At 45.2% G+C, this 23,484-nt stretch carries 20 protein-coding genes and 1 tRNA gene; 11 read left to right on the forward strand and 10 right to left on the reverse strand.

Annotated elements, in window-relative coordinates; translation table 11 throughout:
- A complete protein-coding gene (ilvN, locus tag FTW16_RS06590; protein ID WP_008219984.1) occupies positions 1–495 on the forward strand; it encodes an acetolactate synthase small subunit in 495 nt (164 codons plus the stop codon).
- A gap of 113 nt (positions 496–608) precedes the next feature.
- Positions 609–2,492 carry a GGDEF domain-containing protein gene (locus FTW16_RS06595; protein ID WP_146490498.1) on the forward strand — a complete coding sequence of 628 codons (1,884 nt, stop codon included), beginning with the start codon at positions 609–611 and terminating at the stop codon, positions 2,490–2,492.
- A 581-nt stretch (positions 2,493–3,073) separates the two neighbouring features.
- On the opposite strand, the gene FTW16_RS06605 is transcribed toward FTW16_RS06595, so the two are convergent.
- Both FTW16_RS06605 and pykF read right to left on the reverse strand, forming a co-directional pair.
- A complete protein-coding gene (locus tag FTW16_RS06605) occupies positions 3,074–3,745 on the reverse strand; it encodes a GntR family transcriptional regulator (protein ID WP_019826885.1) in 672 nt (223 codons plus the stop codon).
- Positions 3,746–3,921: 176 nt separating this feature from the next.
- The gene (pykF, locus tag FTW16_RS06610; RefSeq protein ID WP_017061403.1) at positions 3,922–5,334 is read right to left on the reverse strand and encodes a pyruvate kinase PykF; all 1,413 of its coding nucleotides are present in this window, start codon (positions 5,332–5,334) and stop codon (positions 3,922–3,924) included.
- Between the two features lie 429 nt (positions 5,335–5,763).
- Between pykF and FTW16_RS06615 the strand changes: the two genes are divergently transcribed.
- Positions 5,764–6,534, forward strand: a complete 771-nt coding sequence (locus tag FTW16_RS06615) for a DeoR/GlpR family DNA-binding transcription regulator (protein WP_146490499.1) — start codon at positions 5,764–5,766, stop codon at positions 6,532–6,534.
- Positions 6,535–6,640: 106 nt separating this feature from the next.
- On the forward strand, positions 6,641–8,473 hold the full coding sequence (glmS, locus tag FTW16_RS06620; RefSeq protein ID WP_146490500.1) for a glutamine--fructose-6-phosphate transaminase (isomerizing): 1,833 nt from the start codon (positions 6,641–6,643) through the stop codon (positions 8,471–8,473).
- Positions 8,474–8,557: 84 nt separating this feature from the next.
- Here glmS and FTW16_RS06625 read toward each other — a convergent pair whose 3' ends face one another.
- The 6 genes from FTW16_RS06625 to rpsU all read right to left on the reverse strand — a co-directional run bounded on the left by FTW16_RS06625 (position 8,558) and on the right by rpsU (position 14,769).
- Complete coding sequence (locus tag FTW16_RS06625) at positions 8,558–9,826, reverse strand: O-acetylhomoserine aminocarboxypropyltransferase/cysteine synthase family protein (protein ID WP_146490501.1); 1,269 nt, start codon at positions 9,824–9,826, stop codon at positions 8,558–8,560.
- A gap of 204 nt (positions 9,827–10,030) precedes the next feature.
- A tRNA-Ile gene (locus tag FTW16_RS06630) sits at positions 10,031–10,106 on the reverse strand.
- A 163-nt stretch (positions 10,107–10,269) separates the two neighbouring features.
- Positions 10,270–12,114, reverse strand: a complete 1,845-nt coding sequence (gene rpoD / locus FTW16_RS06635; protein WP_017061407.1) for an RNA polymerase sigma factor RpoD — start codon at positions 12,112–12,114, stop codon at positions 10,270–10,272.
- A gap of 99 nt (positions 12,115–12,213) precedes the next feature.
- On the reverse strand, positions 12,214–13,965 hold the full coding sequence (gene dnaG, locus FTW16_RS06640; RefSeq protein WP_146490502.1) for a DNA primase: 1,752 nt from the start codon (positions 13,963–13,965) through the stop codon (positions 12,214–12,216).
- Positions 13,966–14,084: 119 nt separating this feature from the next.
- Positions 14,085–14,528, reverse strand: coding sequence for a GatB/YqeY domain-containing protein (locus FTW16_RS06645; protein ID WP_017069475.1), 444 nt, complete (start codon positions 14,526–14,528; stop codon positions 14,085–14,087).
- A 25-nt stretch (positions 14,529–14,553) separates the two neighbouring features.
- Complete coding sequence (gene rpsU, locus FTW16_RS06650) at positions 14,554–14,769, reverse strand: 30S ribosomal protein S21 (protein ID WP_004396009.1); 216 nt, start codon at positions 14,767–14,769, stop codon at positions 14,554–14,556.
- A 258-nt stretch (positions 14,770–15,027) separates the two neighbouring features.
- Here rpsU and tsaD point away from each other — a divergent pair, with 258 nt between their 5' ends.
- Together tsaD and FTW16_RS06660 are read left to right on the forward strand one after the other, a co-directional pair.
- Positions 15,028–16,044, forward strand: coding sequence for a tRNA (adenosine(37)-N6)-threonylcarbamoyltransferase complex transferase subunit TsaD (tsaD, locus tag FTW16_RS06655; protein WP_019826876.1), 1,017 nt, complete (start codon positions 15,028–15,030; stop codon positions 16,042–16,044).
- A 106-nt stretch (positions 16,045–16,150) separates the two neighbouring features.
- The gene (locus FTW16_RS06660; protein WP_146490503.1) at positions 16,151–16,966 is read left to right on the forward strand and encodes an alpha/beta fold hydrolase; all 816 of its coding nucleotides are present in this window, start codon (positions 16,151–16,153) and stop codon (positions 16,964–16,966) included.
- 57 nt (positions 16,967–17,023) lie between these two features.
- On the opposite strand, the gene plsY is transcribed toward FTW16_RS06660, so the two are convergent.
- Positions 17,024–17,620, reverse strand: a complete 597-nt coding sequence (gene plsY / locus FTW16_RS06665; protein ID WP_061019074.1) for a glycerol-3-phosphate 1-O-acyltransferase PlsY — start codon at positions 17,618–17,620, stop codon at positions 17,024–17,026.
- A gap of 138 nt (positions 17,621–17,758) precedes the next feature.
- On the opposite strand from plsY, the gene folB reads away from it, so the two are divergent.
- The 3 genes from folB to FTW16_RS06680 are packed head-to-tail and all read left to right on the forward strand — an operon-like array spanning position 17,759 to position 19,416.
- The gene (gene folB, locus FTW16_RS06670) at positions 17,759–18,118 is read left to right on the forward strand and encodes a dihydroneopterin aldolase (protein WP_146490504.1); all 360 of its coding nucleotides are present in this window, start codon (positions 17,759–17,761) and stop codon (positions 18,116–18,118) included.
- On the forward strand, positions 18,115–18,597 hold the full coding sequence (folK, locus tag FTW16_RS06675; protein WP_146490505.1) for a 2-amino-4-hydroxy-6-hydroxymethyldihydropteridine diphosphokinase: 483 nt from the start codon (positions 18,115–18,117) through the stop codon (positions 18,595–18,597). Before folB ends, folK begins: the two co-directional genes overlap by 4 nt.
- A 15-nt stretch (positions 18,598–18,612) precedes the next feature.
- Positions 18,613–19,416: an undecaprenyl-diphosphate phosphatase gene (locus FTW16_RS06680; RefSeq protein ID WP_004735967.1), complete on the forward strand. Its 804-nt coding sequence runs from the start codon at positions 18,613–18,615 to the stop codon at positions 19,414–19,416.
- Between the two features lie 88 nt (positions 19,417–19,504).
- Here the strand turns inward: FTW16_RS06680 and FTW16_RS06685 are convergent, their stop codons facing one another.
- Positions 19,505–20,821 carry a multifunctional CCA addition/repair protein gene (locus FTW16_RS06685; protein WP_146490506.1) on the reverse strand — a complete coding sequence of 439 codons (1,317 nt, stop codon included), beginning with the start codon at positions 20,819–20,821 and terminating at the stop codon, positions 19,505–19,507.
- A 36-nt stretch (positions 20,822–20,857) separates the two neighbouring features.
- Here FTW16_RS06685 and FTW16_RS06690 point away from each other — a divergent pair, with 36 nt between their 5' ends.
- Together FTW16_RS06690 and FTW16_RS06695 are read left to right on the forward strand one after the other, a co-directional pair.
- The gene (locus FTW16_RS06690; RefSeq protein ID WP_186728033.1) at positions 20,858–22,525 is read left to right on the forward strand and encodes an ExeA family protein; all 1,668 of its coding nucleotides are present in this window, start codon (positions 20,858–20,860) and stop codon (positions 22,523–22,525) included.
- Entirely contained in the window at positions 22,525–23,478 is a 954-nt protein-coding gene (locus tag FTW16_RS06695) for a general secretion pathway protein GspB (RefSeq protein ID WP_146490507.1), read from the forward strand. Before FTW16_RS06690 ends, FTW16_RS06695 begins: the two co-directional genes overlap by 1 nt.
- Positions 23,479–23,484: the final 6 nt, after the last annotated feature.

A 23,484-nucleotide genomic window follows, 5' to 3' on the forward strand; every position in this document is an offset into this window, starting at 1 on the left:
ATGAGACACATCATTTCACTATTAATGGAAAACCAACCTGGTGCACTTTCTCGTGTGGTTGGCTTGTTTTCTCAGCGTGGCTACAACATCGAGTCTTTGAACGTATCTCCAACCGATGATCCGACGCTGTCTCGTCTGAACGTAACCACTAACTCAAGCGAAATGCAGCTTGAGCAGATCCAGAAACAGCTACATAAACTAATCGATGTACTTAAGGTACAAGAAGTGTCTGAGCTTGAGCATATCGAGCGTGAGCTGTTGATGGTAAAAGTACGCGCGAGCGGCTTTGCTCGTGCAGAAGTGAAGCGTACGGCTGATATCTTCCGTGGCCAAATCGTTGATGTAACGGCTTCTCAATATACGGTTCAAATGGCCGGCACTAGTGAGAAGCTTGATGCCTTCATTCAGGCATTGTCTGAAGTGACGGAAGTGCTTGAAGTAGCTCGAAGTGGTGTTGTTGGCATCGCACGAGGCGAACGTGCGTTGAAAGCCTAGGCGATAAGTCTTTAAAAAATAACTTAAAAGCCGCTTTTTTAAGCGGCTTTTATTTTGTTAATTTTTTAGAGTGCTATAATCCTGCGCTGCACTTCCATTCATCTGAGTTAGCAATGCGAAATAAAAAATCAATAATTACATTGCTGATTATCTCTATCATATTGTCTTCTGCAGTATGCCTGTATTATTTACAGCGCTACAAAGAAGTACAACAGCAGAGCTTTGACTACTCGGCTAAGCAAGCCGTCCATCAGTTAGTGTATGCCAAGCGAGATTATGATCTTCTTAAGACTCAGTTAGTCTCGGTAATGGAGCTACTAAGTCATAGCCAGAGTTTGGTTAACTTTGCTTCTTCTCCTTCAGACCAAACCAAAGGTCTACTTGAAGAGGTCTGGCAATCTGTTCTTGTGAATCAGAAGTGGTATACACAAATCCATCTGTTAGATATCACAGGTAAAGAACTGGTGCGGGTTAATTATTCCTCTGATACCGGTAGGGTGACGCTACCTCAACACCTGCAAGATAGGTCAGATTCTAACTACTTCCAATACGCTCAAAAACTAGAAGCCGAACAGATTGGCGGTTGGGGTATTGAGCTTGAAACGGAGCATGGTGAAGTCACCTTCCCGTATTCGCCGGTAATCCGTGTTTTTACCCCCGTAGAAACCCCAGACGAAAGAGTAGGCTACCTTGTCATCAATCTCGATGTATGGGGCTTATCGTCGCGTCTGAGCTTTTCACCTGATAACGATCTTCGAGCAGAAGTTCTCAATGACGCGGGCTACTTCATCGCGAGTAACAACAGCGGTAAGTTGTTCGGAGACTCTATTCCTGAAAGAAAAGGCTACAACCTGAAAAATATCGCGCCGAAGACATGGGATGCGATCTCCAATGATCAGGTAGGGTACGTTTTTGAAGATGGTAATTTGTTTGCCTTTAACACGGTTATGCTCGCGAACAGTCAAAAGGTTCATTTACTGATTCAACTTAATCACAAGCAATTGATGGATCGGGCTGAGCGTGATCTGAATGATCTGGCCTATGAAGAGATCATTGTTTTGATTACGGTGCTGATTTTCGCTTTCCCGTTTGCTTACATTGTGACGCACTATCGACGCCGAAGTCTAGAGAGTAAATTGGCACGCGCCGCATTGAATGGCATGTCGGCAGTGATGATCTCTGACAAGCAACACCGCACAATGATGATCAACAACGAATTTGAGAACATGACTGGGTACAGTAAAAAACAAGTTATTGGCCAGAATGCATTGCAGTTGTTGCTTGAGAATACCGACCAAGTGCTCTCAAGTTCGACCATCTGGAGCCATTTAGAACAAGAAGAAGTATGGGAAGGGGAAGTTCAGTGTAAGAACAAGTTACGTATTCCTTTTACTGCGATCATGCGAGTTCATGTGGTCAAAAACAGTTCGGGCAAAGTCAGCTACTACATCACTTCGTTGGTTGATATTTCCGTAAGGAAGGAGCTTGAGGTGCGTTTGAGGATCTTAAGTGAACGCGACTCTTTGAGTAATCTCTGGAACCGACGAAAGTTCGAAGAGCAGTTGGCTTACTATTCTCGCTTGGTTGAGCGTTATCCTAATGAAGCGACTACGTGCTTAGCCTTAGTCGATATCGATAACTTTAAGCGAATCAATGACGAACTTGGCCACGATGAAGGCGACCGTGTGATTGCAAGTGTTGCTAAGCTTCTGCAAGATAGCCTTCGTGGAACTGACTTTGTTGCACGTGTCGGAGGAGAAGAGTTTGCACTCTTGATGCCACACACCTCACTGCCGGAAGCAAAACGCGTATTGGAACGATTACGAATCGAGATTGAGCTAGCAGCTGGAACTAAGGTAACGGTGAGTGTTGGCTTTACGGATTTAACCAGTAACAGCACTCGTTCATATAAGTGTGCTGATGTTGCACTTTACGAATCTAAATCGTCTGGCCGTAATACGGTCTCTATGTGTCCTAGCTACGATGATGTCGCTTAGGTTCGCTTCTACCTAGTCCTCTTTTCTATTTGCTTAACTTCTTCAAGCGGCTCCCCGACTCATTTTGCCTTTCCCCTCTTTTTATTAGGAATCTCACTTTTGAATGACCTATGTCACAAAATCTATACAGTTAGACTAAAGTCTAATGCTGGTGAAAATTTGAGCTAAAATGAACAATAAGTAAACTACTTTACTTCAGATTACATCGTGTGAAACGATATAATAAATAGAGTGTTTACCAGATGTAAAAGGATGACACCGTTAACTTAATTCAGCTGGTTAGCTAGCCTTATCAATAACTTGAAAGGCAGCAGTAGAATTAGGTTAGCTGGAGCAAGAGTTTGGGGATCATACAGTCTGGTTAAAAGAGGCGTGGTATGTTTGTCGATTTTTTAGTGAGGTTAACCATAGGCACATTAGCCATTCTTGGCTTTCAGCTTAGTGCATTGTATTTTTTACCTATGGTTGTGCTGCTCAATACTCATCACAAAGAGTTTTTTGGGTGGTAGTTCAGTCGTGGTACTGGAAAAAAAACGGAGCCGTTGGGCTCCGTTTTTATTTGGTGAGAATCTATCTTGGCATTATGCCGCTTCGATAACTTCTTCAATTCGTTTCATTGAACCTAGTAAGTGTTGATCAAGCAGTTCTGTCGCTTGTTCTACATTCTTAGAGAGTACTAGCTTCATGATCATTTCGTGCTCATCAATATTGAACAGATCATCAGATGCGCTTTCTGCAGACATAGCGAGGAAGCGGTAACGTTTCACTTGGTTAATTAGGTCATCAAAGAACTTAAACATGTTCTCTGAATCAGCGCCTTCAAGTAACGCAACATGGAACTGCTGATGGCGCTCTTCCCACTCAACACAATCAAACTCTTCAGATACGTACTGCACTCGCGACAGTTTATGGTAAGACGTTAATACATCTAGTTCCCAGCTCTCATCACCCGCTGAAATCGCTTTTTTAAGCAGAACAGAAGAGACAACACGAAGGCTTTCGTAGAGGTCATTCAGTTCTTTCTTTGATACAGGAGATACCCAGCAGCCTTTTTGTGGCTCAAGCTTTACGTATTTGCTCCAAGATAATTGTACCAAGGCTTCACGAATAGGGGATGCGCCAACGTTGTAGCGTGCTTTTAGATCAGCAACAACGAGCTTTTGGCCTGGGGTTAACTCACCATTAAGAATATCTTGGCGAATCATCTTTGATACTTTGTCAGTGAGCGTAGGACTAGACATTACAAACCTCATCTATATATGATTTCTAGTCTGCTAATCCGTCTCTTAGAAAGAGCCAATTGGAAGTTAACAGTACGTAGTTCTATTGTGAATGATAATACAGCGTACTGAAAAGTTAGGCAAGATTTTGTTTCATAAAAAAAGAGGGCCGAAGCCCTCTTTTATATTTTATGCGAATCGGTTCATTCTTATAGAACGTGAACAGATGCCGTGTTTGTAGTACCAGAAGCTACTAGAGCACCAGAAACCATAACTACGATGTCGCCTTTGTTACCTAGGCCAGATTGTAGAGCGATTTCTTTACCGTTGATGTAGAACGCGTCTGTGTTCTCGATAGAGTCAACAAGAACTGGCTTAACACCTTTAGTAAGAACTAGCTGTGCAGCTGTCTTTTCGTTAGTTGTTAGAGCAAGGATGTTTGCAGTTGGGAAGTACTTACGTACTGAACGTGCAGACTTACCGCCTTCAGTTGCAACAACGATTAGAGGAGCAGCTAGCTTCTCTGCAGTGTCTACAGCGCCTTTACATACTGCTTCAGTGATGCGTAGACGTGGGCTGTCTAGACGAGAACCTAGCTCGGCTTTAAGAGCTGAATCAGTACGGTTCGCGATTTGAGCCATGATAGTAACAGCTTCAACTGGGTACTTACCTTTAGCAGTTTCACCAGAAAGCATTACAGCATCAGTACCATCCATGATTGCGTTCGCAACGTCACCCGCTTCTGCACGAGTTGGACGTGGGTTGCTGATCATAGAGTCAAGCATTTGAGTTGCAGTGATAACCATCTTACGTGCACGGTTACACTTCTCGATCATCATCTTCTGAGCGAAGATTACTTCTTCAGCTGGGATTTCAACACCTAGGTCACCACGAGCAACCATGATGCCGTCAGAAGCTTCAAGGATTGAATCGAAGTTATCTACACCTTCTTGGTTTTCAATCTTAGAAATGATGTGGATGTTCTCGCCGCCGTTAGCGTTTAGAAGCTCACGGATTTCTTTAACGTCTTCTTCTTTACGGATGAAAGAAGCAGCAACGAAATCAACGCCTTGTTCACAACCAAACTTAAGGTCAGCTTTGTCTTTCTCAGAAAGAGCTGGAAGTTGAACAGAAACGCCAGGAAGGTTAACACCTTTGTTTTCGCCTAGAGCACCGTTGTTAAGAACTTTACACTTAACTTCAGTTTCTGTTGTTGCGATAACTTCCATTTCGATTAGGCCGTCATCAACAAGGATAGTGTTACCCGCTGTTAGGTCTTTAGCGAAACCTAGGTAAGTTACTGCTACTACGTCTTTGTTACCAACAACTGTTGCGTCAGTTGTGAAAGTGAACTCTTGACCAGCTACTAGATCTACGTCGTTACCATCTTCAAGCTTGATAGTACGGATTTCTGGACCTTTAGTATCTAGAAGGATAGCAAGTTGCTCACCTTTGTTTTCCATTACTTTACGGAAGTTCGCGATACGAGTGCCGTGCTCTGCGAAATCACCGTGAGAGAAGTTAAGACGCATAACGTTCATGCCAGCATCTACTAGTTCAGTTAGCTTCTCTACAGATTCAGTTTTAGGGCCAATCGTACATACGATTTTGGTCTTTTTCATGGAAGGTACTCTCCGGTAAGTATTGTTACAATTTGAAATTTATTTAAGTTCTGAAGATTGGTCCGCTACATCAACATTTTGTGCCTGTTGTGTAAAAGCGCGGGACTTCCAATATGTCCTTCAGAGTTGTAAGTCTTTCATCAATTTTAGTCATTTTATGACCAAAAGATTTTGATTCAATATCGGTTTTATGTGACTTACCCCACTATATAGGCGGTAAGTTGCAAAAAAATAACAGTCAGTTTTGTAATTTTTTTTCTTTTCGGGTGCGGATTCTACCACCTAATGAGTTCAATATCACTGCTTAACAATTGTCTTAGGACAAGGTTTTATCGCTATTTATTAATTTTTTGGATCAAAATAAATGGACTAAATAGTTTCGTTGTAACTATAATATCTTTCATATCGAAACTTAATGGTCTTTTTTAAATGTCGAAACGAAACACGCAGCTCAGAAGACATGCAATTTCTAACCTAGTGAATGAAAAAGGGGAGGTTAGTGTTGATGAATTATCCGCTAAGTTCGAAACCTCAGAGGTCACTATTAGAAAGGACTTGGCGTCTTTAGAGAAAAACGGTCAGCTTTTACGCCGTTATGGTGGTGCGATTTCGTTACCGAAAGAGGTTGTTAATGAAGAACTGGGTCAACAAGTTTCGACTCGAAAGGTTTCATTGGCAAAAGCCGCTGCAGATTTAATTCGCGACCATAACCGCATCGTGATCGATAGTGGCAGTACTACAGGTGCCCTAATTCAGCAGCTTAATGCCAAGCGTGGCTTGGTTGTTATGACCAACTCATTGCACGTCGCTAATGCGCTTAATGAGCTTGAAAGCGAGCCTACATTATTAATGACTGGCGGCACTTGGGATACGCATTCGGACTCTTTCCAAGGCAAAGTCGCAGAGTCGGTGCTTCGCGCTTACGATTTTGACCAACTATTCATCGGGGCCGATGGTATCGACCTTGATAGAGGTACAACCACGTTTAATGAGTTGGTTGGCCTAAGCAAAGTAATGGCTGAAGTGTCACGAGAAGTGATCGTGATGGTTGAGTCGGAAAAGGTGGGACGAAAGATCCCGAACTTAGAGCTGGCATGGGAACACATTGACATCTTAATTACAGATACAGACTTAGGCGAAGAATCCATAGCAAGTATCGAATCACATGATGTTCGCGTGATCCTGACCGATCCAGCGTAAAAACAAATTTAAGTATTATGCATTTACCTTCCTATAATTGATCTTAATAAAGATATGGCCTTTGCTTGCTGCCAATAGGAATAAACGAAATTGATGGAGTAAAACTATGTGTGGAATTGTTGGTGCAGTAGCACAGCGTGATGTAGCCGAAATTTTAGTAGAAGGCCTTCGCCGCCTAGAATACCGAGGCTACGATTCAGCGGGTGTCGCTGTAGTTGATACCGAAGCTAACTTAACTCGTGTCCGCCGCCTTGGTAAAGTACAAGAGCTCGCTGACGCGGTAGACGAGCAACATGTGATTGGTGGTACAGGTATCGCTCACACTCGTTGGGCAACACACGGTGAGCCATCTGAAGCGAACGCCCACCCACACATGTCTGGCGATATTGCCGTTGTGCACAATGGCATTATCGAAAACCACGAAGCACTGCGCGCTATGCTGCAAGAGCGTGGCTACGTGTTTACTTCACAAACAGATACAGAAGTTATCGCTCACTTAGTTGAGTGGGAACTTCGCACTTCAGCTTCTTTGGTTGAAGCGCTACAGAAAACCGCAAAACAATTAGACGGCGCGTACGGCACGGTTGTTGTTGATCGTAAAGATCCTAGCCGTATCGTTGTGGCTCGTTCTGGTAGCCCTATCGTTATTGGTTTTGGTGTGGGTGAGAACTTCCTGGCATCAGACCAACTTGCACTGCTAAGTGTAACTCGTCGCTTCATGTACCTAGAAGAAGGTGATGTTGCTGAGGTTACTCGTCGTGATGTAACGGTATTTGATGTAGCGGGTGAGCGTGTAGAGCGTGAAATCGTAGAATCAAACGCAGAACATGATGCTGGTGATAAAGGTCAATACCGTCACTTCATGCAGAAAGAGATCTTCGAACAGCCAACCGCGCTGATCAACACAATGGAAGGCCGTATCTCTGACACTTCGGTTATCACTAACGCAATCGGTGTTAAAGCGGAAGAGATCCTCAGCAAGGTTGAACACGTACAGATCATCGCATGTGGTACCTCTTATAACTCAGGCATGGCAGCTCGCTACTGGTTTGAATCTCTAGCTGGCGTAAGCTGTGACGTAGAGATCGCCTCTGAGTTCCGTTACCGTGACTTCGTTGTTCGCCCGAATAGCCTGTTGGTGACTCTGTCTCAGTCTGGTGAAACTGCGGATACGCTTGCTGCACTTCGTCTTGCAAAAGAGAAGGGCTACATGTCAGCAATGACCATCTGTAACGTTGCCGGTTCTTCGCTGGTTCGTGAATCTGACTTTGCTTTTATGACTCGCGCAGGAACGGAGATCGGTGTTGCTTCTACGAAAGCGTTCACAACTCAACTAGCAGCAATGCTGATGATGGTTACTTCAATTGGTCGCCTACAAGGTCGTATCAATGAAGAGAAAGAAGCGGAAATCGTAAAAGCACTGCACGACTTGCCAGCTGACATTGAGAAAGCACTCGCGTTTGACAAAGAGATCGAAGCGTTAGCACCTGACTTTGCTGATAAGCACCATACTCTGTTTTTAGGTCGTGGTGAGTTCTACCCAATCGCGATGGAAGCGTCTCTTAAACTGAAAGAGATCTCTTACATCCACGCAGAAGCATACGCGGCTGGTGAGCTTAAGCACGGTCCTTTGGCTCTTATAGATGCAGATATGCCAGTTGTCGTTATTGCACCAAGTAACGACTTGCTAGAGAAGCTGAAATCAAACGTTGAAGAAGTCCGTGCTCGTGGCGGCCTGTTGTATGTATTTGCAGATGAAGCTGCTGGTTTCGAAAGCGATGAGAACATGAAGATTATCAAGATGCCTCACGTAAGTGAAGTAACGGCATCTATCTACTACACAGTACCAATGCAGCTGCTGTCTTACCATGTTGCGTTGATCAAAGGTACCGACGTTGACCAACCTCGTAATCTAGCGAAAGCTGTTACCGTTGAATAATCGTGCACTTGCTAAGATATAGATAACAAGAAGCCCATCCAGTGATGGGCTTCTTTATGTCTGTTACTTAAAGCTTTAGCGTCACTAAGCGCTCAGTGCTTGCTCTAGGTCAGCCAAGATATCGTCAATGTGCTCAATACCTACTGAGAGGCGAATCATCTCTGGTGATACTCCGGCTTGTTTCTGTTCAGCTTCGCTTAATTGACGGTGTGTTGTAGAAGCAGGGTGACAAGCCAGAGACTTGGCATCACCAATGTTCACCAAGCGCTTGAAGATTTGTAGCGCGTCGTAGAAGCGGACACCTGCTTCATAACCGTCCTTCAAACCAAAAGACAGAATAGCCGATGGTTTACCCTGCATGTATTTTTCAGCAAGCGGGTAGAACTCAGACGTTGGTAAACCAGCGTAGCTCACCCAACTTACTTTCTCATGTTGCTGAAGGTACTCCGCTACTTTCAATGCGTTTTCTGTGTGTCGCTCCATGCGTAACGACAACGTCTCCAAACCTTGCATCAACATGAAAGCATTCATGGGTGACAGTGCTGCACCTGTATTGCGTAGTGGAACCGTTCTAGCGCGACCAATAAATGCAGCCTCACCAAAGGCTTCGGTATAAACCACGCCATGATAAGAAGGCTCTGGCTGATTAAACACAGGGAAGCGGTCCTTGTGCTGTGCCCATGGGAATTTACCTGAGTCGACAATCACGCCACCTAACGTTGTACCGTGACCACCCACGTATTTGGTTAGTGAGTGCACCACGATGTCGGCACCAAAATCGATAGGTTTACACAGCACAGGCGTTGCCACCGTATTATCAACAATTACAGGCACACCTTGTGCGTGAGCAAGTTCTGCAACACGCTCTAAGTCGATAATATTACCTGCTGGGTTACCAATACTTTCACAGTAAACCGCCTTAGTTTTTTCATCGATCAGTGCCGCTAAGCTTTCAGGTTTGTCGTCTTTAGCAAAACGAACTTCAATTCCTTGGTTTGGCAGCATGTGAGCAAATAGAGTGTAAGTACCACCGTAAAGTTGAGGCGTTGAAACAATGTTGTCACCTATTTGTGCCAACGTCTGAATCGCGTAGTTGATCGCAGCACTGCCCGCACTCACGACTAAGCCTGCAATCCCACCTTCTAAGGCCGCCATGCGTTTTTCTAACACGTCATTGGTTGGATTCATTATCCGTGTGTAGATATTACCTGGCACCGCAAGGTTGAAGAGATCGGCGCCGTGTTGTGCGTCATCGAATTCGTACGCGACGGTTTGATAAATAGGTGTGGCAACCGATTTGGTTGTTGGATCAGTGTCGTAACCGAAGTGAATCGAGAGTGTTTCGTCTTTCATGAGTCTTCCCTGAACTATTGAATGATTTGTGTGCACTCATATTGCCGATTTTTTTATAAAAGAAAAGTATGTTTAGTCACAGAGAGGCAATTGGAATTGTATGCGGGACGATTCGATATTGGTTAGGAAGTGCAGGGCGTGAGTTGTACAGATTTAGAAAAGCAAAAAGCCAGAGCAGCATGAACTGTTCTGGCTTTTCTAATTTGGTGGCCCCTCCCAGATTTGAACTGGGGACCGAACGATTATGAGTCGTGCGCTCTAACCACTGAGCTAAGGGGCCGTAGGGCATAGATTATAGGGGAAGCATTCAGTGGTGTCTAGACACTATAAGGGGCAATTCCGCTTACATCTTAGCCACTTAAATCACACAGATAAAAAAAAGGTGAGCCAACGCTCACCTTTTCTTATTTATGCTTAAAAGCTAACCACACTAAAGCGTGTGATTACTCGTCTAGGAAGCTACGCAGAGTTTCTGAGCGGCTTGGGTGACGAAGTTTACGCAGTGCTTTTGCTTCGATCTGACGGATACGTTCACGAGTTACGTCGAACTGCTTGCCCACTTCTTCAAGAGTGTGGTCAGTGTTCATGTCGATACCGAAACGCATACGCAGTACTTTAGCTTCACGAGGTGTTAGGCCAGCAAGAACGTCTTTAGTTGCACCGCGTAGGCTTGTTGCCGTCGCAGAGTCTAAAGGTAGTTCTAGCGTTGTATCCTCGATGAAATCACCTAGGTGCGAATCTTCGTCGTCACCGATTGGTGTCTCCATTGATATTGGCTCTTTAGCGATTTTCAGTACTTTACGGATCTTGTCTTCAGGCATTTGCATGCGTTCAGCCAGTTCTTCCGGAAGTGGTTCACGACCCATCTCTTGTAGCATTTGACGAGAGATACGGTTTAGTTTGTTGATCGTTTCGATCATGTGAACCGGAATACGGATAGTACGAGCTTGGTCGGCAATCGAACGAGTGATTGCTTGACGGATCCACCAAGTAGCGTAAGTAGAGAACTTATAACCACGACGGTATTCAAACTTATCTACCGCTTTCATCAGACCGATGTTACCTTCTTGGATTAGATCCAGGAATTGTAGACCACGGTTTGTGTACTTCTTAGCAATCGAGATTACTAGACGTAAGTTCGCTTCAACCATCTCTTTCTTCGCACGACGAGCTTTCGCTTCACCGATAGACATACGACGGCTGATATCTTTGATGCTTTGAACAGTAAGAGACGTTTCACGTTCGATCATATCCAGTTTTTGGATAGAGCGACGGATGTCGTGCTCGTTACGTTTGATCTTTTCTGCGTATGGCTTGTCTGAAGCAAGAACTTCATCCAACCATGCTTCGCTAGATTCGTTACCAGTAAATAGAGCAATGAAAGATTTCTTCGGCATTTTGCCGTACTCAACCGTTTGACGCATGATTAGGCGTTCTTGAGTACGTACGCGATCCATAGAGTTACGCAGTTCGTTTACTAGGTAATCAAACTGTTTTGGTGTTAGACGGAACTCTTTGAATACGTCTTGCATCATTGTCGTTGCAAGCGTTGCTTTCGGGCTTTCATGGCCGTACTCGTTGATCGCTAGCTGACGGTTCTGGTAGCTAGTACGAAGCGCTGTGAACTTCTCAAGAGCAAGCTCAGGATCGATACCTGTATCTTCTTCTTCCTCTTCCTCGTCGTCTTCAGCGTCTTCTTTGTCTTCGTCTTCCAGATCAGTTTCAGCAAGTTCTGAACCGATGTGAGTCGCAGTTGGCGCAGCTGTGCCATCGTCGTCTGGGTCAACAAAGCCATTGATTAGGTCTGTTAAGCGAATCTCTTCTGCTTGTACGCGGTCAAACTGTTCCAAGATGTATGGAATAGTGCCTGGGTACTCAGCAACCGATAGTTGAACTGTATTGATACCATCTTCAATACGTTTCGCAATGTCGATTTCGCCTTCACGAGTCAGTAGTTCAACCGTACCCATTTCACGCATGTACATACGAACTGGGTCAGTAGTACGGCCAATTTCGCTTTCTACGCTTGAAAGCGCAGCAGCTGCAGCTTCGGCTGCATCTTCATCTATATTGGCATCGTCATCATTAAGTGCTAGATCATCAGCATCAGGTGCAGTTTCAACTACCTTGATACCCATGTCGTTGATCATTTGAATGATGTCTTCTACCTGTTCAGAATCCACGATTTCTGCAGGTAGGTGGTCGTTTACTTCGGCGTAGGTCAGATAGCCTTGTTCCTTGCCTTTAATAACAAGTAATTTTAGCTGTGACTGCGGATTTTGATCCATAGATGATATCCAACTTCAGGTCTGGTGAAGGACGTTGCATTCTCAAATGCAAACCAATTATGTTAACAAATTTATTAAATGCTGACTAATCAAACAGGGTTACGCTTTTAGATCTAGCATTAAAGCTAGTAGCTCCCTTTTTTCTTCGGCTGATAAACCGACGCTTCTTGCTTTGGCCTGCAGGTTTTCAATTTGTTTTTCAACGCACTGGGCAAGTATGTTGTCCAATGAGTCTAAAAATATGTCTTCTTGATTGTCTTCGTCGAGGGGGATTTCCCAGCTCGCGAGACGAGACAGAAGAGCCTCATGTTTATTGTGTCGCCAATGCTCTAATAATTGGCCTGTGTTGATATGGGGATGCTCGTGGCATTTATCAAGTACTTCGACGAATAAACTTAGTCCGGGCAACTGTAAGCCTTTGACACTTGATAAATCCGGTACCATATCAGCATAGCTCGGATTTTGGATAAGCAAAGCGATAACTTCACGCATTGGAGTGCGCTTCAGCTCTTTATGTGGTTGAGGTGTCGGGTTCTGTGTATGAACACGCGCACGTCTCAATTGGTTATCAAATCCAGTTCGCTCATCGAGCAGTTTTTCGAGCAATTCTTGGAAGTAACTGTCAGGGATTTTATTAATCAAGGCGCTGGCGTGTGCACGCAGTGCTGATTTCCCTTCGGTTGTTCCCAAGTTTAACTTGTGTATTTCAATCAGGTTATCGAACAAATAGGTCGACAGTGGCGTCGCATTGTGGACCAGCTGTTCAAAAGCGGCTTTGCCATGCTCTCTAATATAGCTGTCTGGGTCTTCACCGTCTGGCAAGAATAGAAACTTAAGCGTGTTACCTGTTTTCAGGTACTCAAGCGCATTTTCTAGTGCGCGCCATGCCGCTTCTTTACCTGCTCGGTCACCATCGTAACAACAAACCACAGTACTGGTTTGACGGAACAGCATTTGAATGTGGTCACCAGTTGTCGAGGTGCCCAGTGATGCCACTGAGTAATCGACACCATATTGCGCAAGTGCCACGACATCCATATAACCTTCAACCACAAGTATTTGCGGCGGTTCACGGTAGGCTTGCAGCACTTCATAAAGGCCGTAAAGCTCTTTACCTTTATGGAAGATAGGCGTTTCTGGTGAGTTCAGATATTTTGGTGTGCCGTCTTCTAATACGCGACCACCAAAACCAATCACACGGCCACGCCGATCGCGAATCGGGAACATTACGCGTCCACGGAATCGGTCGTATCGGTTACCTTTATCGTTCTCGATTAACATGCCGCCAGTCACGAGCATGTCTTGTGCTTCTTTCTGTTGGCCAAAGTTCTTACGAACTAAGTCCCACTCATCGGCCACATAACCAATGCCAAACTTCTGGACGATTTCGCCCGAAAGACCACGATTCTTTAGGTAATCAATCGCAGGTTTGTTGGCTGATATTTTCAATTGAGAGCGGTAAAAATTACTGATGCCGCCCATCAAATCGTAGAGGTTACGTTTTTGTTCGCTGTTGGCTCTTGGTGCTGTTGATATCTCGCCGCTGCGCTGCTCTCTAGGAACATCGAGGCCTAAGAAAGAGGCAAGCTCTTCAATAGCTTCAACAAAATCGAGACGTTCGAACTCCATAATGAAGTCGATAGCATTACCGTGTACGCCACAACCAAAGCAGTGATAAAACTGTTTTTCTTGGCTTACGCTAAAAGAAGGGGTCTTTTCGTTGTGGAATGGGCAACAAGCACCATAGTTTTTGCCTTTTTTCTTAAGTTTCACGCGTGCGTCCACAATGTCGACAATGTCGAGACGCGCTAGGAGATCATCGATGAAACTACGCGGGATGTGTCCTGCCATAAAACCTTAGAAAAATGCACTAACTGAGAGTGTGGATAATAATAGTTTGAATAGGTTACAGATACAAACAAGCCGTGCGTTCCGAAGGATTGCACGGCTTGTTGCAATTTGATTTGGGATTAAGCGAGTTTAGAACGAACTAAACCACTAACTTTACCCATATCTGCACGCCCTTGAATTTGTGGTTTCAAGATAGCCATTACTTTACCCATGTCTTGCATGCCCGCTGGTTGAGCTTCGGCGATTGCGCTATCAAGTAGTGCAATAACTTCTTCATCAGTTAGCGGTTGAGGCATAAAGCCTTCAAGTACCGTAATTTCTGCTTTTTCCACGTCAGCAAGATCTTGACGATTTGCCGATTCATATTGAGCAACAGAATCGCGACGTTGCTTAACCATTTTAACTAATACAGCAAGAATGTCGTCGTCGTTCAGAGTGATCCGTTCGTCAACTTCACGTTGCTTAATTGCTGAAAGAGCTAAGCGGATAGTGCCAAGGCGCGGTTTGTCCTTGGCTTTCATCGCTAATTTTTGCTCTTCTTTGAGTTGTTCAATAAGAGCCATAACTCAGTCCTTATGGATTAAGTTATTAGTACAGGCGAACGCGACGTGCGTTTTCGCGAGCTAGCTTCTTAGCGTGACGCTTTTGAGCTGCTGCTTTAGCGCGTTTGCGAACTGTAGTTGGCTTTTCGTAGTGCTCGCGACGGCGAACTTCAGAAAGGATACCTGCTTTTTCACAAGAGCGCTTGAAACGACGTAGTGCAACGTCGAACGGTTCGTTTTCACGTACTTTAACTATTGGCATATGCCTTTCACCTCAGGGGTTATTCATTATCGCTGGCTACTCAGTACCAAATCAGAGAAGTTACCCATCGAGCTAACTCTCTATTCGTGTTTGGCCATTAACCAGCTTGATCAAAAATGGTGCGGAATTTTAATCCGATCACAGTGGCTTTGTAAAGCACTTTGTCGATTATAGTCTGTACAATATTTGTTTGAAGAGCTTAGGCAGGGTAATATTGCGCTAATTTCCCATTTTAGACGAAAGCGTGCCGAGAAAATTATGCGCATTATTGGTATTGAAACCTCTTGTGATGAAACAGGAATCGCGATTTATGATGATGAGCAAGGGCTGCTTTCTCATCAATTATATAGCCAAGTAAAGTTGCACGCCGATTACGGTGGTGTGGTGCCTGAGCTAGCGTCGCGTGACCACGTGAAAAAAACAATTCCTCTTATTAAAGCGGCATTAGCTGAAGCGAACCTAACGTCGAAAGACATTGATGGTGTGGCTTACACTGCTGGCCCTGGTTTAGTGGGTGCACTGCTGGTTGGTGCAACGATTGGTCGCAGTATTGCTTATGCGTGGGGCGTGCCTGCTGTGCCTGTTCACCATATGGAAGGTCACCTTCTTGCGCCAATGCTAGAAGATAACCCACCACCATTCCCATTTGTGGCTCTGCTGGTTTCTGGCGGGCATACCATGATGGTAGAAGTGAAAGGTATTGGTGAATACCGAATCCTTGGTGAATCGATTGATGATGCGGCGGGTGAAGCGTTTGATAAAACCGCGAAACTGATGGGCTTAGATTACCCTGGTGGTCCACTGCTATCTCGTTTGGCGGAAAAAGGCACTCCGGGTCGTTTTAAGTTCCCGCGCCCAATGACCGATCGTCCGGGGTTAGATATGAGCTTTTCTGGTCTGAAGACGTTCGCAGCGAATACCATTCGTGATAACGATAATGATGACCAAACTCGCGCTGATATCGCCTATGCCTTCCAAGAAGCCGTTTGCGCAACCTTAGTAATCAAGTGTAAGCGCGCCTTGGTTGAAACGGGTATGAAACGTATAGTGATTGCTGGCGGTGTAAGTGCCAACAAACAACTGCGTGTTGAGCTTGAAGCTCTTGCTAAGAAAATCGGTGGTGAGGTGTACTACCCACGCACAGAATTCTGTACAGATAACGGTGCGATGATCGCTTATGCGGGCATGCAGCGCTTGAAGAATGGCGAAACGGCTGATTTGTCTGTTCATGCCACACCGCGTTGGCCTATTGACCAGCTAGAGCCAATTGCGTAATTGACTATAGTGTTTCGATAAACGGTCGCCTTGTGCGGCCGTTTTTATATCCTAGCTTACCGACTGTATGTCGATAAATAATTGCTGATAGAGATTAGGGAAGAAGATGAACAAGTTCACAGTAGACAATCAATCGATGGCGTACCTAGATGAAGGTCAAGGCCCTGTTGTTGTACTCGGCCACAGCTACCTTTGGGATAGTGCAATGTGGAAGCCGCAGATCGAAGCATTAAAAACTCAGTATCGCTGTATTGTTCCAGAGCTTTGGTCTCATGGTGAGTCTCAGGCTGCACCCACTTCGACGCGTAACTTGAAAGATTACGCTCAGCACGTTTTGGCTCTGCTTGATCATTTAGAGATCGAAGAATTCTCAGTGGTTGGCTTATCAGTTGGCGGTATGTGGGGGACTGAGTTAGCGGAGTTAGCGCCTGCACGAATCAAGTCTTTGGTACTTATGGATACCTTTGTTGGTTTAGAGCCAGAAGTTGCGCACGCTAAATACTTCAGCATGCTAGACACCATTTCTCAAACTAAGATGGTTCCTCAACCGATTGTTGAAGCGGTTGTCCCACTGTTCTTTGCCAATGATGCTCAAACCAATACGCCAACTTTAGTGGAAGGTTTTACTCAGCAGTTATCTGCTCTTGAGGGCGAGAACGCTGAAGAAGTGGCTCGAATTGGTCGAATGGTGTTTGGACGTCGAGATATGATTGAGTCGGTAGAGAACTTTGCTCTGCCTGTTTTGATTGCTGTAGGACAAGAAGATAAACCACGTCCGGTACTTGAGTCATACTTAATGCACGATTGCATTACGGGCAGTGAATTAGTGGTGATTCCTGGCGCTGGTCATATTAGTTCGTTAGAGCAACCAGAGTTTGTGAACACAATGCTGAAGACGTTTTTAGATAAGCACCTGCTGTAACCTTCTTACCCTTAAAATGATCGGCTTAAACCTGTATATTCAAACGGATATATAAGGTTAAGCCGATTTTTTTTGTCCGAGTTTTGGCTCACTGCCATCGAGTAGGCGACGGATATTCTGATGGTGACGTAGCACAATCAAACAACACAACATGGCTACAGGCAGTGTGTATTGAGGTTTGACTAACCAAGCGTAGAAAGGTGCGAGCAACACAGTAACCAGTGCCGCTAAAGAAGAGTAACGAAACAAAAAAGCCACAATCAACCAAGTCGCCATGATCATACCGGTTAGATCGAATCCTATTGGGGCGATAGCGCCGAGTGCAGTTGCGACGCCTTTACCACCTTTAAAGTGGAAGAATATTGGGTACATATGGCCAAGACAAGCAGCAATCGCCACTACACCTAAAATGATCGAGTCGATATTGAGGTAGTAGCCAAGCCAGACAGGGATGGTGCCTTTCAGCATGTCACACAGGAGGACAGCAGCAGCTGCGCCTTTGCCGCCAACGCGCAGTACATTGGTGGCTCCAGGGTTATTGGAGCCTACCGTTCTTGGATCAGGAAGTCTTAAGACTCGGCATATCAAGACCGCACTAGAGATTGAACCTAGCAAATAGGCTGCAATGATCATGATTAGTGCCAATGGGGTCATGTCTTTCCTTAAACGGTTATAAGCCTAGCGATGGGAAAATAATGCTCAATCCAAGAGTAATTGATATCATATCTCGAATTACGCAAATAATACGTTTTTTTCCCCAATATGGGTATCCGACCTCTAAAAGGACAAGTCATGGCATTGGATAAAGTTTTCATTGAACAGCTAGAAGTAATTACAACGATCGGTGTTTACGATTGGGAACAAGAGATTAAACAAAAACTTGTGCTTGATATTGAAATGGCTCATGACAACCGCCCAGCAGGTAAGAGTGATGATGTGGTTGATGCTTTGGATTACTCGACAGTGAGTACTGCCGTGCTTGACCATATTGCGAATGGCCGATTCCTATTGGTGGAGCGTGTGGCAGAAGAAGTCGCTGAATTGATCATGACTCAATTCTCTGTACCTTGGATTAAAATCCGTTTAGCTAAACCGGGCGCAGTGCCGCAAGCAAAAGCCGTTGGCGTAGTCATCGAACGAGGTCAAGCATGACAATAGCCTATGTTGGCGTTGGCACGAACATAGACCGCGATAAGCATGCAAGGGTGGCATGGACAGAGCTTCAATCGTTAGGGACTAACCTTAAATGTTCTAAAATCTATCACTGTGAGCCCGTGGGTTTTAATAGCCATCCGTTTTATAACTTTGTGATAGAGCTCGACACGTCACTCTCATTGACTGAATTTTCACAGCAGCTGCGTACAATTGAGTTTAAATGGGGTCGCTCTCAAGATGCGCACAAACTTCAAGACCGAAAACTCGATCTTGATATTGTGCTGTTTGGAGAGGTGGTTTCTGAGCGCGAACCAGAATTACCACGCAGTGATATCTACAAATATCCTTTTGTAACACAACCGCTTTATGATCTTTGTCCTGCGAGAGTGATCCCGCAAGACGGAAGAACCGTCAGTGAAATATGGCAGAAGATGCAGCAATTAGACTCGCTCTCTGTCGTAGATATAAAACTATAATTTTTAAGGTAAGTAATGAGTTATTTTGAAGCGTTTATGTTGGCGTTGGTGCAAGGCTTTACTGAGTTTTTACCTATTTCCAGTTCTGCACACTTGATTCTTCCATCAGCGGTTTTAGGCTGGGAAGATCAGGGTTTGGCTTTTGATGTTGCTGTCCATGTCGGTACTTTGGCCGCAGTAGTGATCTATTTCCGTAAAGAAGTCGTCTCTTTGTTGAGCGCATTCTTTGGTTCAGTGTTTAAAGGCGATCGCAGCAAGGAAGCGAAGTTAGCGTGGATGATCATTCTCGCGACGATTCCTGCGTGTATCTTTGGTCTGTTGATGAAAGATATTGTTGAGCTTTATCTGCGTAGCGCGTGGGTGATCGCAACGACAACGATTATCTTTGGTCTGTTGTTATGGTGGGTGGATAAGAACTCAAGCCTGCGTGATGACGAATACCAAGCGGGTTGGAAAAAGGCGTTATTTATTGGTCTTGCTCAAGCAATGGCGATCATTCCGGGCACGTCTCGTTCTGGCGCAACCATTACCGCGGCGCTGTATCTTGGTTTTACACGTGAAGCAGCAGCTCGATTCTCTTTCTTGATGTCTATCCCAATCATCACTCTAGCTGGTGGTTATTTGGGTCTGAAGTTAGTGACCAGTGGTGACCCAATTCATGTGGGCACTTTGCTAACGGGAATCGTGGTTTCTTTCATTAGTGCTTATATCTGTATCCACTTCTTCTTGAAGCTTATCTCTCGTATGGGTATGACACCGTTTGTTATCTACCGCCTGATTCTAGGTTTTGGTCTATTTGCTTTCTTGATGATGCAGTAGCGCTCGACTTACGAAGACAAATGTTTCGTCCTACAGATTGAAACGGAAAAACCCGCTTAGTTGCGGGTTTTTTAATGCGTGCTTACGACTAACTATCAGTGAGTTCTGATAAAGATCCTTCAATAGCCACCGCTCTGCGCTTCTCTTGCTCTTCTCGAATATCTTTACCTTTAAAGCCATCAGCAATGATCGCTTTTACTTCAACTTGAAGCGCCGCTTGATAGGCCGCTTCAAAACGAGCCTTTTGAGGGTAAGGCTGATCTTCTAACCCTCTACGGCCTGCGTGGTCAGCTTGGCAGCAAAGCAAGATGTCGTTGAGTCGTTCTGGTTTACGCCAAACATCGAACTTGTTGAGAACCTTAAGGAAGGTTGTAGGTTTGAGCTCACTAGCACGATGGATATTAGAATGCTGCTCGCACACTAACAGAGCAAGATCTCTGAATTCGTTGGGTACTCTCACTCGTTCACATAGCTTCTTAATGATTTTCAAACCTGTGTGGCAATGCATTTTGTGGCTTGGCCATTCACTTTCAGGTGTAACGCCTTTACCTAAGTCATGCACTTGAGCAGCAAAGCGTACCGGTAACGATGGGCTTAATAGTGCAGCTTGTTGAGCAACCATCAGAGTGTGAATGCCTGTGTCGATTTCAGGATGCCATTTCTCAGGTTGAGGGACGCCAAATAGAGCGTCAATCTCAGGTAATACGATTGCCAATGCACCACACTCTTTCAATACAGAAAGGAACACTTCTGGGTGTGGTGTACTGAGTGATTTGTGCCACTCTTGCCAAACTCGTTCGGCTGTAAGGTGTGCCAGTTCTCCTGATTCAACGATTGTTGCCATCATCACCATGGTTTCTGGGGCAACTGTAAAGTTGAGATGGTGAAGCTTGGCAGCGAAGCGAGCCACACGTAGCACGCGAAGAGGATCTTCAACAAAAGCGTCCGATACGTGTCTTAAGATACGATCGGAGAGATCTTTCTGGCCATGGTAAGGATCATAAAGTTGGCCTTCATCATCTTGAGCAATAGCGTTGATAGTCAGATCGCGACGCATGAGGTCTTCTTCCAAACTCACATCTGGTGCAAAGTAACACTCGAAACCTGTATAACCCGAACCTGACTTTCTCTCCGTACGAGCCAGTGCGTGCTCTTCTTTGGTTTTTGGGTGTAAGAATACAGGGAAATCTTTTCCGACAGCAGTAAAGCCAAGGCTTTCCATTTCTTGAGGGGTACTTCCTACCACGACCCAATCTCTATCATAACTATCAATATTGAGCAGCTTATCGCGTACCGCTCCACCGACTAGATAGCGCTGTAGCCCATTGTCTTTTGGTAGGCTATCGTATATTTGCAACTTATCACCTCGAAATGTTTTATCACTGCTGGACTTTACTGCGAGCAATGGTACTTTCCATTAATCGTAATTATAGGGCAGCACATGTATAAGGAATATTTTGGCTTCGTTGAGATGCCATTTTCGATTGTACCAAATTCTCGCTACTTGTTTTTAAGTCAGCGCCACCAAGAGGCGATGCAGAACCTACAAGCCGGTTTAGGCGAGGGTGGGGGCTTTGCGATGCTTACTGGTGAGGTGGGTACAGGGAAAACAACGGTCGCTAAGGCGATGTTGTCTTCACTCGATAATCAGACTCAAGCCGGCCTTATACTTAACCCTACATTTTCCAATACAGATTTACTTGAAGCTATCTGCGATGAGTTTGAGGTCGAGTACCCAGAACAAGCATCGCTGAAGCAGCTGAGTCAGGCGATTCACTACTTCTTATTGGATAGCCATGCAGAGGGCATTCAAACCTTATTGGTGATAGACGAAGCTCAACACCTTGCTGCCGATGTGTTGGAGCAGCTTCGCCTTCTGACCAATTTGGAAACAGACAGTCGTAAGCTATTAAAAGTATTGTTGGTTGGTCAACCTGAATTACAACAGCATTTGCAGACCACGCAACTGCGTCAATTGGCGCAGCGTATTACAGGGCGTTACCATTTATTGCCTCTCAATATTGAAGAGACCGGTAAGTACATCGCGTTTCGTCTGGAGACGGCAGGTGGCGAGCAGATGTTGTTCTCGAATCGCTCCGTCAAGCTGATTGCTCAATATACTCATGGCATTCCAAGGCTGATTAACTTGGTGTGTGATAAGGCGCTGCAGTTAGCTTTTCATGAGGGAGAGCAAACACCGAGCAATGAAACGGTTAACCGAGCGTGTCAGCAGGTTATGTCCTTTCAGGCCGAGGTTTATCATGTCGATAAACCTCGCGCAGCGAGCGTGCTACCAAAGTTCGTTCAGTACGCTGGTGCAGCTACCTTGAGTGTCGCACTTGCGATGGCAACCTTTAACTTTGCCCCAACGTACATAGATTCATGGTTAACAACCAAACCTTCAAATGAAGTCCAAGCTGTAGGCTCAGCAAAGATGCAACGGTCGTTAGTCGCGGATACGCCTGAGGTGGTTGAGTTTGAGACAGACAAGTTCGCACTGCCAGCACATATTCAACAACACTTGATGCAAGGGACTAACCGCTCGCTGGCTATCAAGGATTTATACACCCTTTGGGGATACCAGTCTTCATTGCGAGACGGTTTATGTCTAAGCGAGCCGCAAAGTGTTTTCGTATGTGAACAGCAACAATCTAGCTTGGATGACCTACTTGAGTTAGGTGTTCCTGTGGTGTTGAACTTAGACATAGAACAAGAATCTGTGTTTGCTGTGCTTTATGGCGTATCACAAGATTCTGTCGAACTACTGGTTAACGAAAAACTCTTAGTCATGCCTAAGCAATCTCTAGAGCAGATCTGGCAGGGTGATTATGTCGCGGTTTGGAAACAGCCGCTGCGAGAGACGCTGAAAGAGGGTTACCAAGGTGAAGCTGTGGCTTTGCTCGATTTGTTGCTTTCTGAGGTGTTGGGAGAGGTTGTGTCTGGTAGTGATGTATTTGATTACGAATTAAAAATGAAGGTTGAAGCGTTTCAAACTTGGCAAGGTATGTCGGTTGACGGCATCGCAGGTCAACGAACATTAGCAAGGTTGCAAAGATTAGCTCAGCTTGATTCTCCGAAGTTGATGTCATTAAGTGGAGGGGCAAGCTAATGTCACGTATTATGCACGAGCTGAATCAGTCTTCGGTTACACAATCATCTATCAATAAACCTAGCTTTAAAGGCTACCAAAATCACCATGTGCCGAACTCGGCAAAGGGCATCAGCAACAAACGTGGTTCGTCGTTAGCCATGGGGTTACTTCTTTTGCTTGTGCCTTCTTTGTTGGTAGGCGGTACCTTGGTTTATCAATCATACAATCAACAGCAAAACTCGATTAGCCAAGTTGCCAATGTAGATCTACCAGAGTTAAAGCTTCCGTCAGACTTTGACTCTCAAATATCTGAGGCTGACATAGCAAGCATGGAAGCCGCGTCAGCGGGTGCGGAAGACGAAGTACTGTTCGCCGTTCGTCCGGCACCGGCAAGCCAACCTTTGAAAACACTTCCGCGCCAAGAAATGTATGCAAAGATTGACTCTGAAAGTACGAATGTCGCTGGTGGAGCTATTGTGCCTGTTGCTAGCTCGGAGAGCAGTGCGCGAACATCAGAAGAGTCAGAGCTATCACTGGCTCAGCCTGAGGTTCAGCCAGGTGCAAGCAATGAGGGTAGGGCTCTGCAATCGGACAGTGATTTATTGCAAGGGCTAGACCTCAGTGAGTTACCACCTGATTTAGCATTGAAGCTTGAATCTATCATGGGTGATCAACAAAGCGCACCTGAACCGATGGATTCAAGACCTGCAGGACAAGTAGGGTCACAGGTCATTGAGTTGGAAACGCATACCAATAGCTTGTCTGGGGTGTTACCTAAGTTAGACTTACAAACTCACATGTATTCGAGTAGCGAAACCAAGCGTTGGGTCAAAGTGAATGGCCAAGAGGTGGCGCAAGGGGATTGGATTGGGCGAGACATTCAGTTACTCGAGATTAAGCCACAATCGGTGATCATAGAGTTCAACCAGCAGAAGATAGAAATCCCAGCTCTGTACGAGTGGAAAGGCTAGCGAGTT

Source organism: Vibrio sp. T20 (genome assembly GCF_007858795.1).
Lineage (GTDB): Bacteria > Pseudomonadota > Gammaproteobacteria > Enterobacterales > Vibrionaceae > Vibrio > Vibrio satsumensis.

What these genes read in the sequence shown, in the direction of transcription:
- ilvN (WP_008219984.1), top strand. Translation starts at nt 1, where the DNA reads ATGAGACACATCATTTCACTATTAATGGAAAACCAACCTGGTGCACTT.
- FTW16_RS06595 (WP_146490498.1), top strand. Translation starts at nt 609, where the DNA reads ATGCGAAATAAAAAATCAATAATTACATTGCTGATTATCTCTATCATA.
- FTW16_RS06605 (WP_019826885.1), bottom strand. Translation starts at nt 3,745, where the DNA reads ATGAGGTTTGTAATGTCTAGTCCTACGCTCACTGACAAAGTATCAAAG.
- pykF (WP_017061403.1), bottom strand. Translation starts at nt 5,334, where the DNA reads ATGAAAAAGACCAAAATCGTATGTACGATTGGCCCTAAAACTGAATCT.
- FTW16_RS06615 (WP_146490499.1), top strand. Translation starts at nt 5,764, where the DNA reads ATGTCGAAACGAAACACGCAGCTCAGAAGACATGCAATTTCTAACCTA.
- glmS (WP_146490500.1), top strand. Translation starts at nt 6,641, where the DNA reads ATGTGTGGAATTGTTGGTGCAGTAGCACAGCGTGATGTAGCCGAAATT.
- FTW16_RS06625 (WP_146490501.1), bottom strand. Translation starts at nt 9,826, where the DNA reads ATGAAAGACGAAACACTCTCGATTCACTTCGGTTACGACACTGATCCA.
- rpoD (WP_017061407.1), bottom strand. Translation starts at nt 12,114, where the DNA reads ATGGATCAAAATCCGCAGTCACAGCTAAAATTACTTGTTATTAAAGGC.
- dnaG (WP_146490502.1), bottom strand. Translation starts at nt 13,965, where the DNA reads ATGGCAGGACACATCCCGCGTAGTTTCATCGATGATCTCCTAGCGCGT.
- FTW16_RS06645 (WP_017069475.1), bottom strand. Translation starts at nt 14,528, where the DNA reads ATGGCTCTTATTGAACAACTCAAAGAAGAGCAAAAATTAGCGATGAAA.
- rpsU (WP_004396009.1), bottom strand. Translation starts at nt 14,769, where the DNA reads ATGCCAATAGTTAAAGTACGTGAAAACGAACCGTTCGACGTTGCACTA.
- tsaD (WP_019826876.1), top strand. Translation starts at nt 15,028, where the DNA reads ATGCGCATTATTGGTATTGAAACCTCTTGTGATGAAACAGGAATCGCG.
- FTW16_RS06660 (WP_146490503.1), top strand. Translation starts at nt 16,151, where the DNA reads ATGAACAAGTTCACAGTAGACAATCAATCGATGGCGTACCTAGATGAA.
- plsY (WP_061019074.1), bottom strand. Translation starts at nt 17,620, where the DNA reads ATGACCCCATTGGCACTAATCATGATCATTGCAGCCTATTTGCTAGGT.
- folB (WP_146490504.1), top strand. Translation starts at nt 17,759, where the DNA reads ATGGCATTGGATAAAGTTTTCATTGAACAGCTAGAAGTAATTACAACG.
- folK (WP_146490505.1), top strand. Translation starts at nt 18,115, where the DNA reads ATGACAATAGCCTATGTTGGCGTTGGCACGAACATAGACCGCGATAAG.
- FTW16_RS06680 (WP_004735967.1), top strand. Translation starts at nt 18,613, where the DNA reads ATGAGTTATTTTGAAGCGTTTATGTTGGCGTTGGTGCAAGGCTTTACT.
- FTW16_RS06690 (WP_186728033.1), top strand. Translation starts at nt 20,858, where the DNA reads ATGTATAAGGAATATTTTGGCTTCGTTGAGATGCCATTTTCGATTGTA.
- FTW16_RS06695 (WP_146490507.1), top strand. Translation starts at nt 22,525, where the DNA reads ATGTCACGTATTATGCACGAGCTGAATCAGTCTTCGGTTACACAATCA.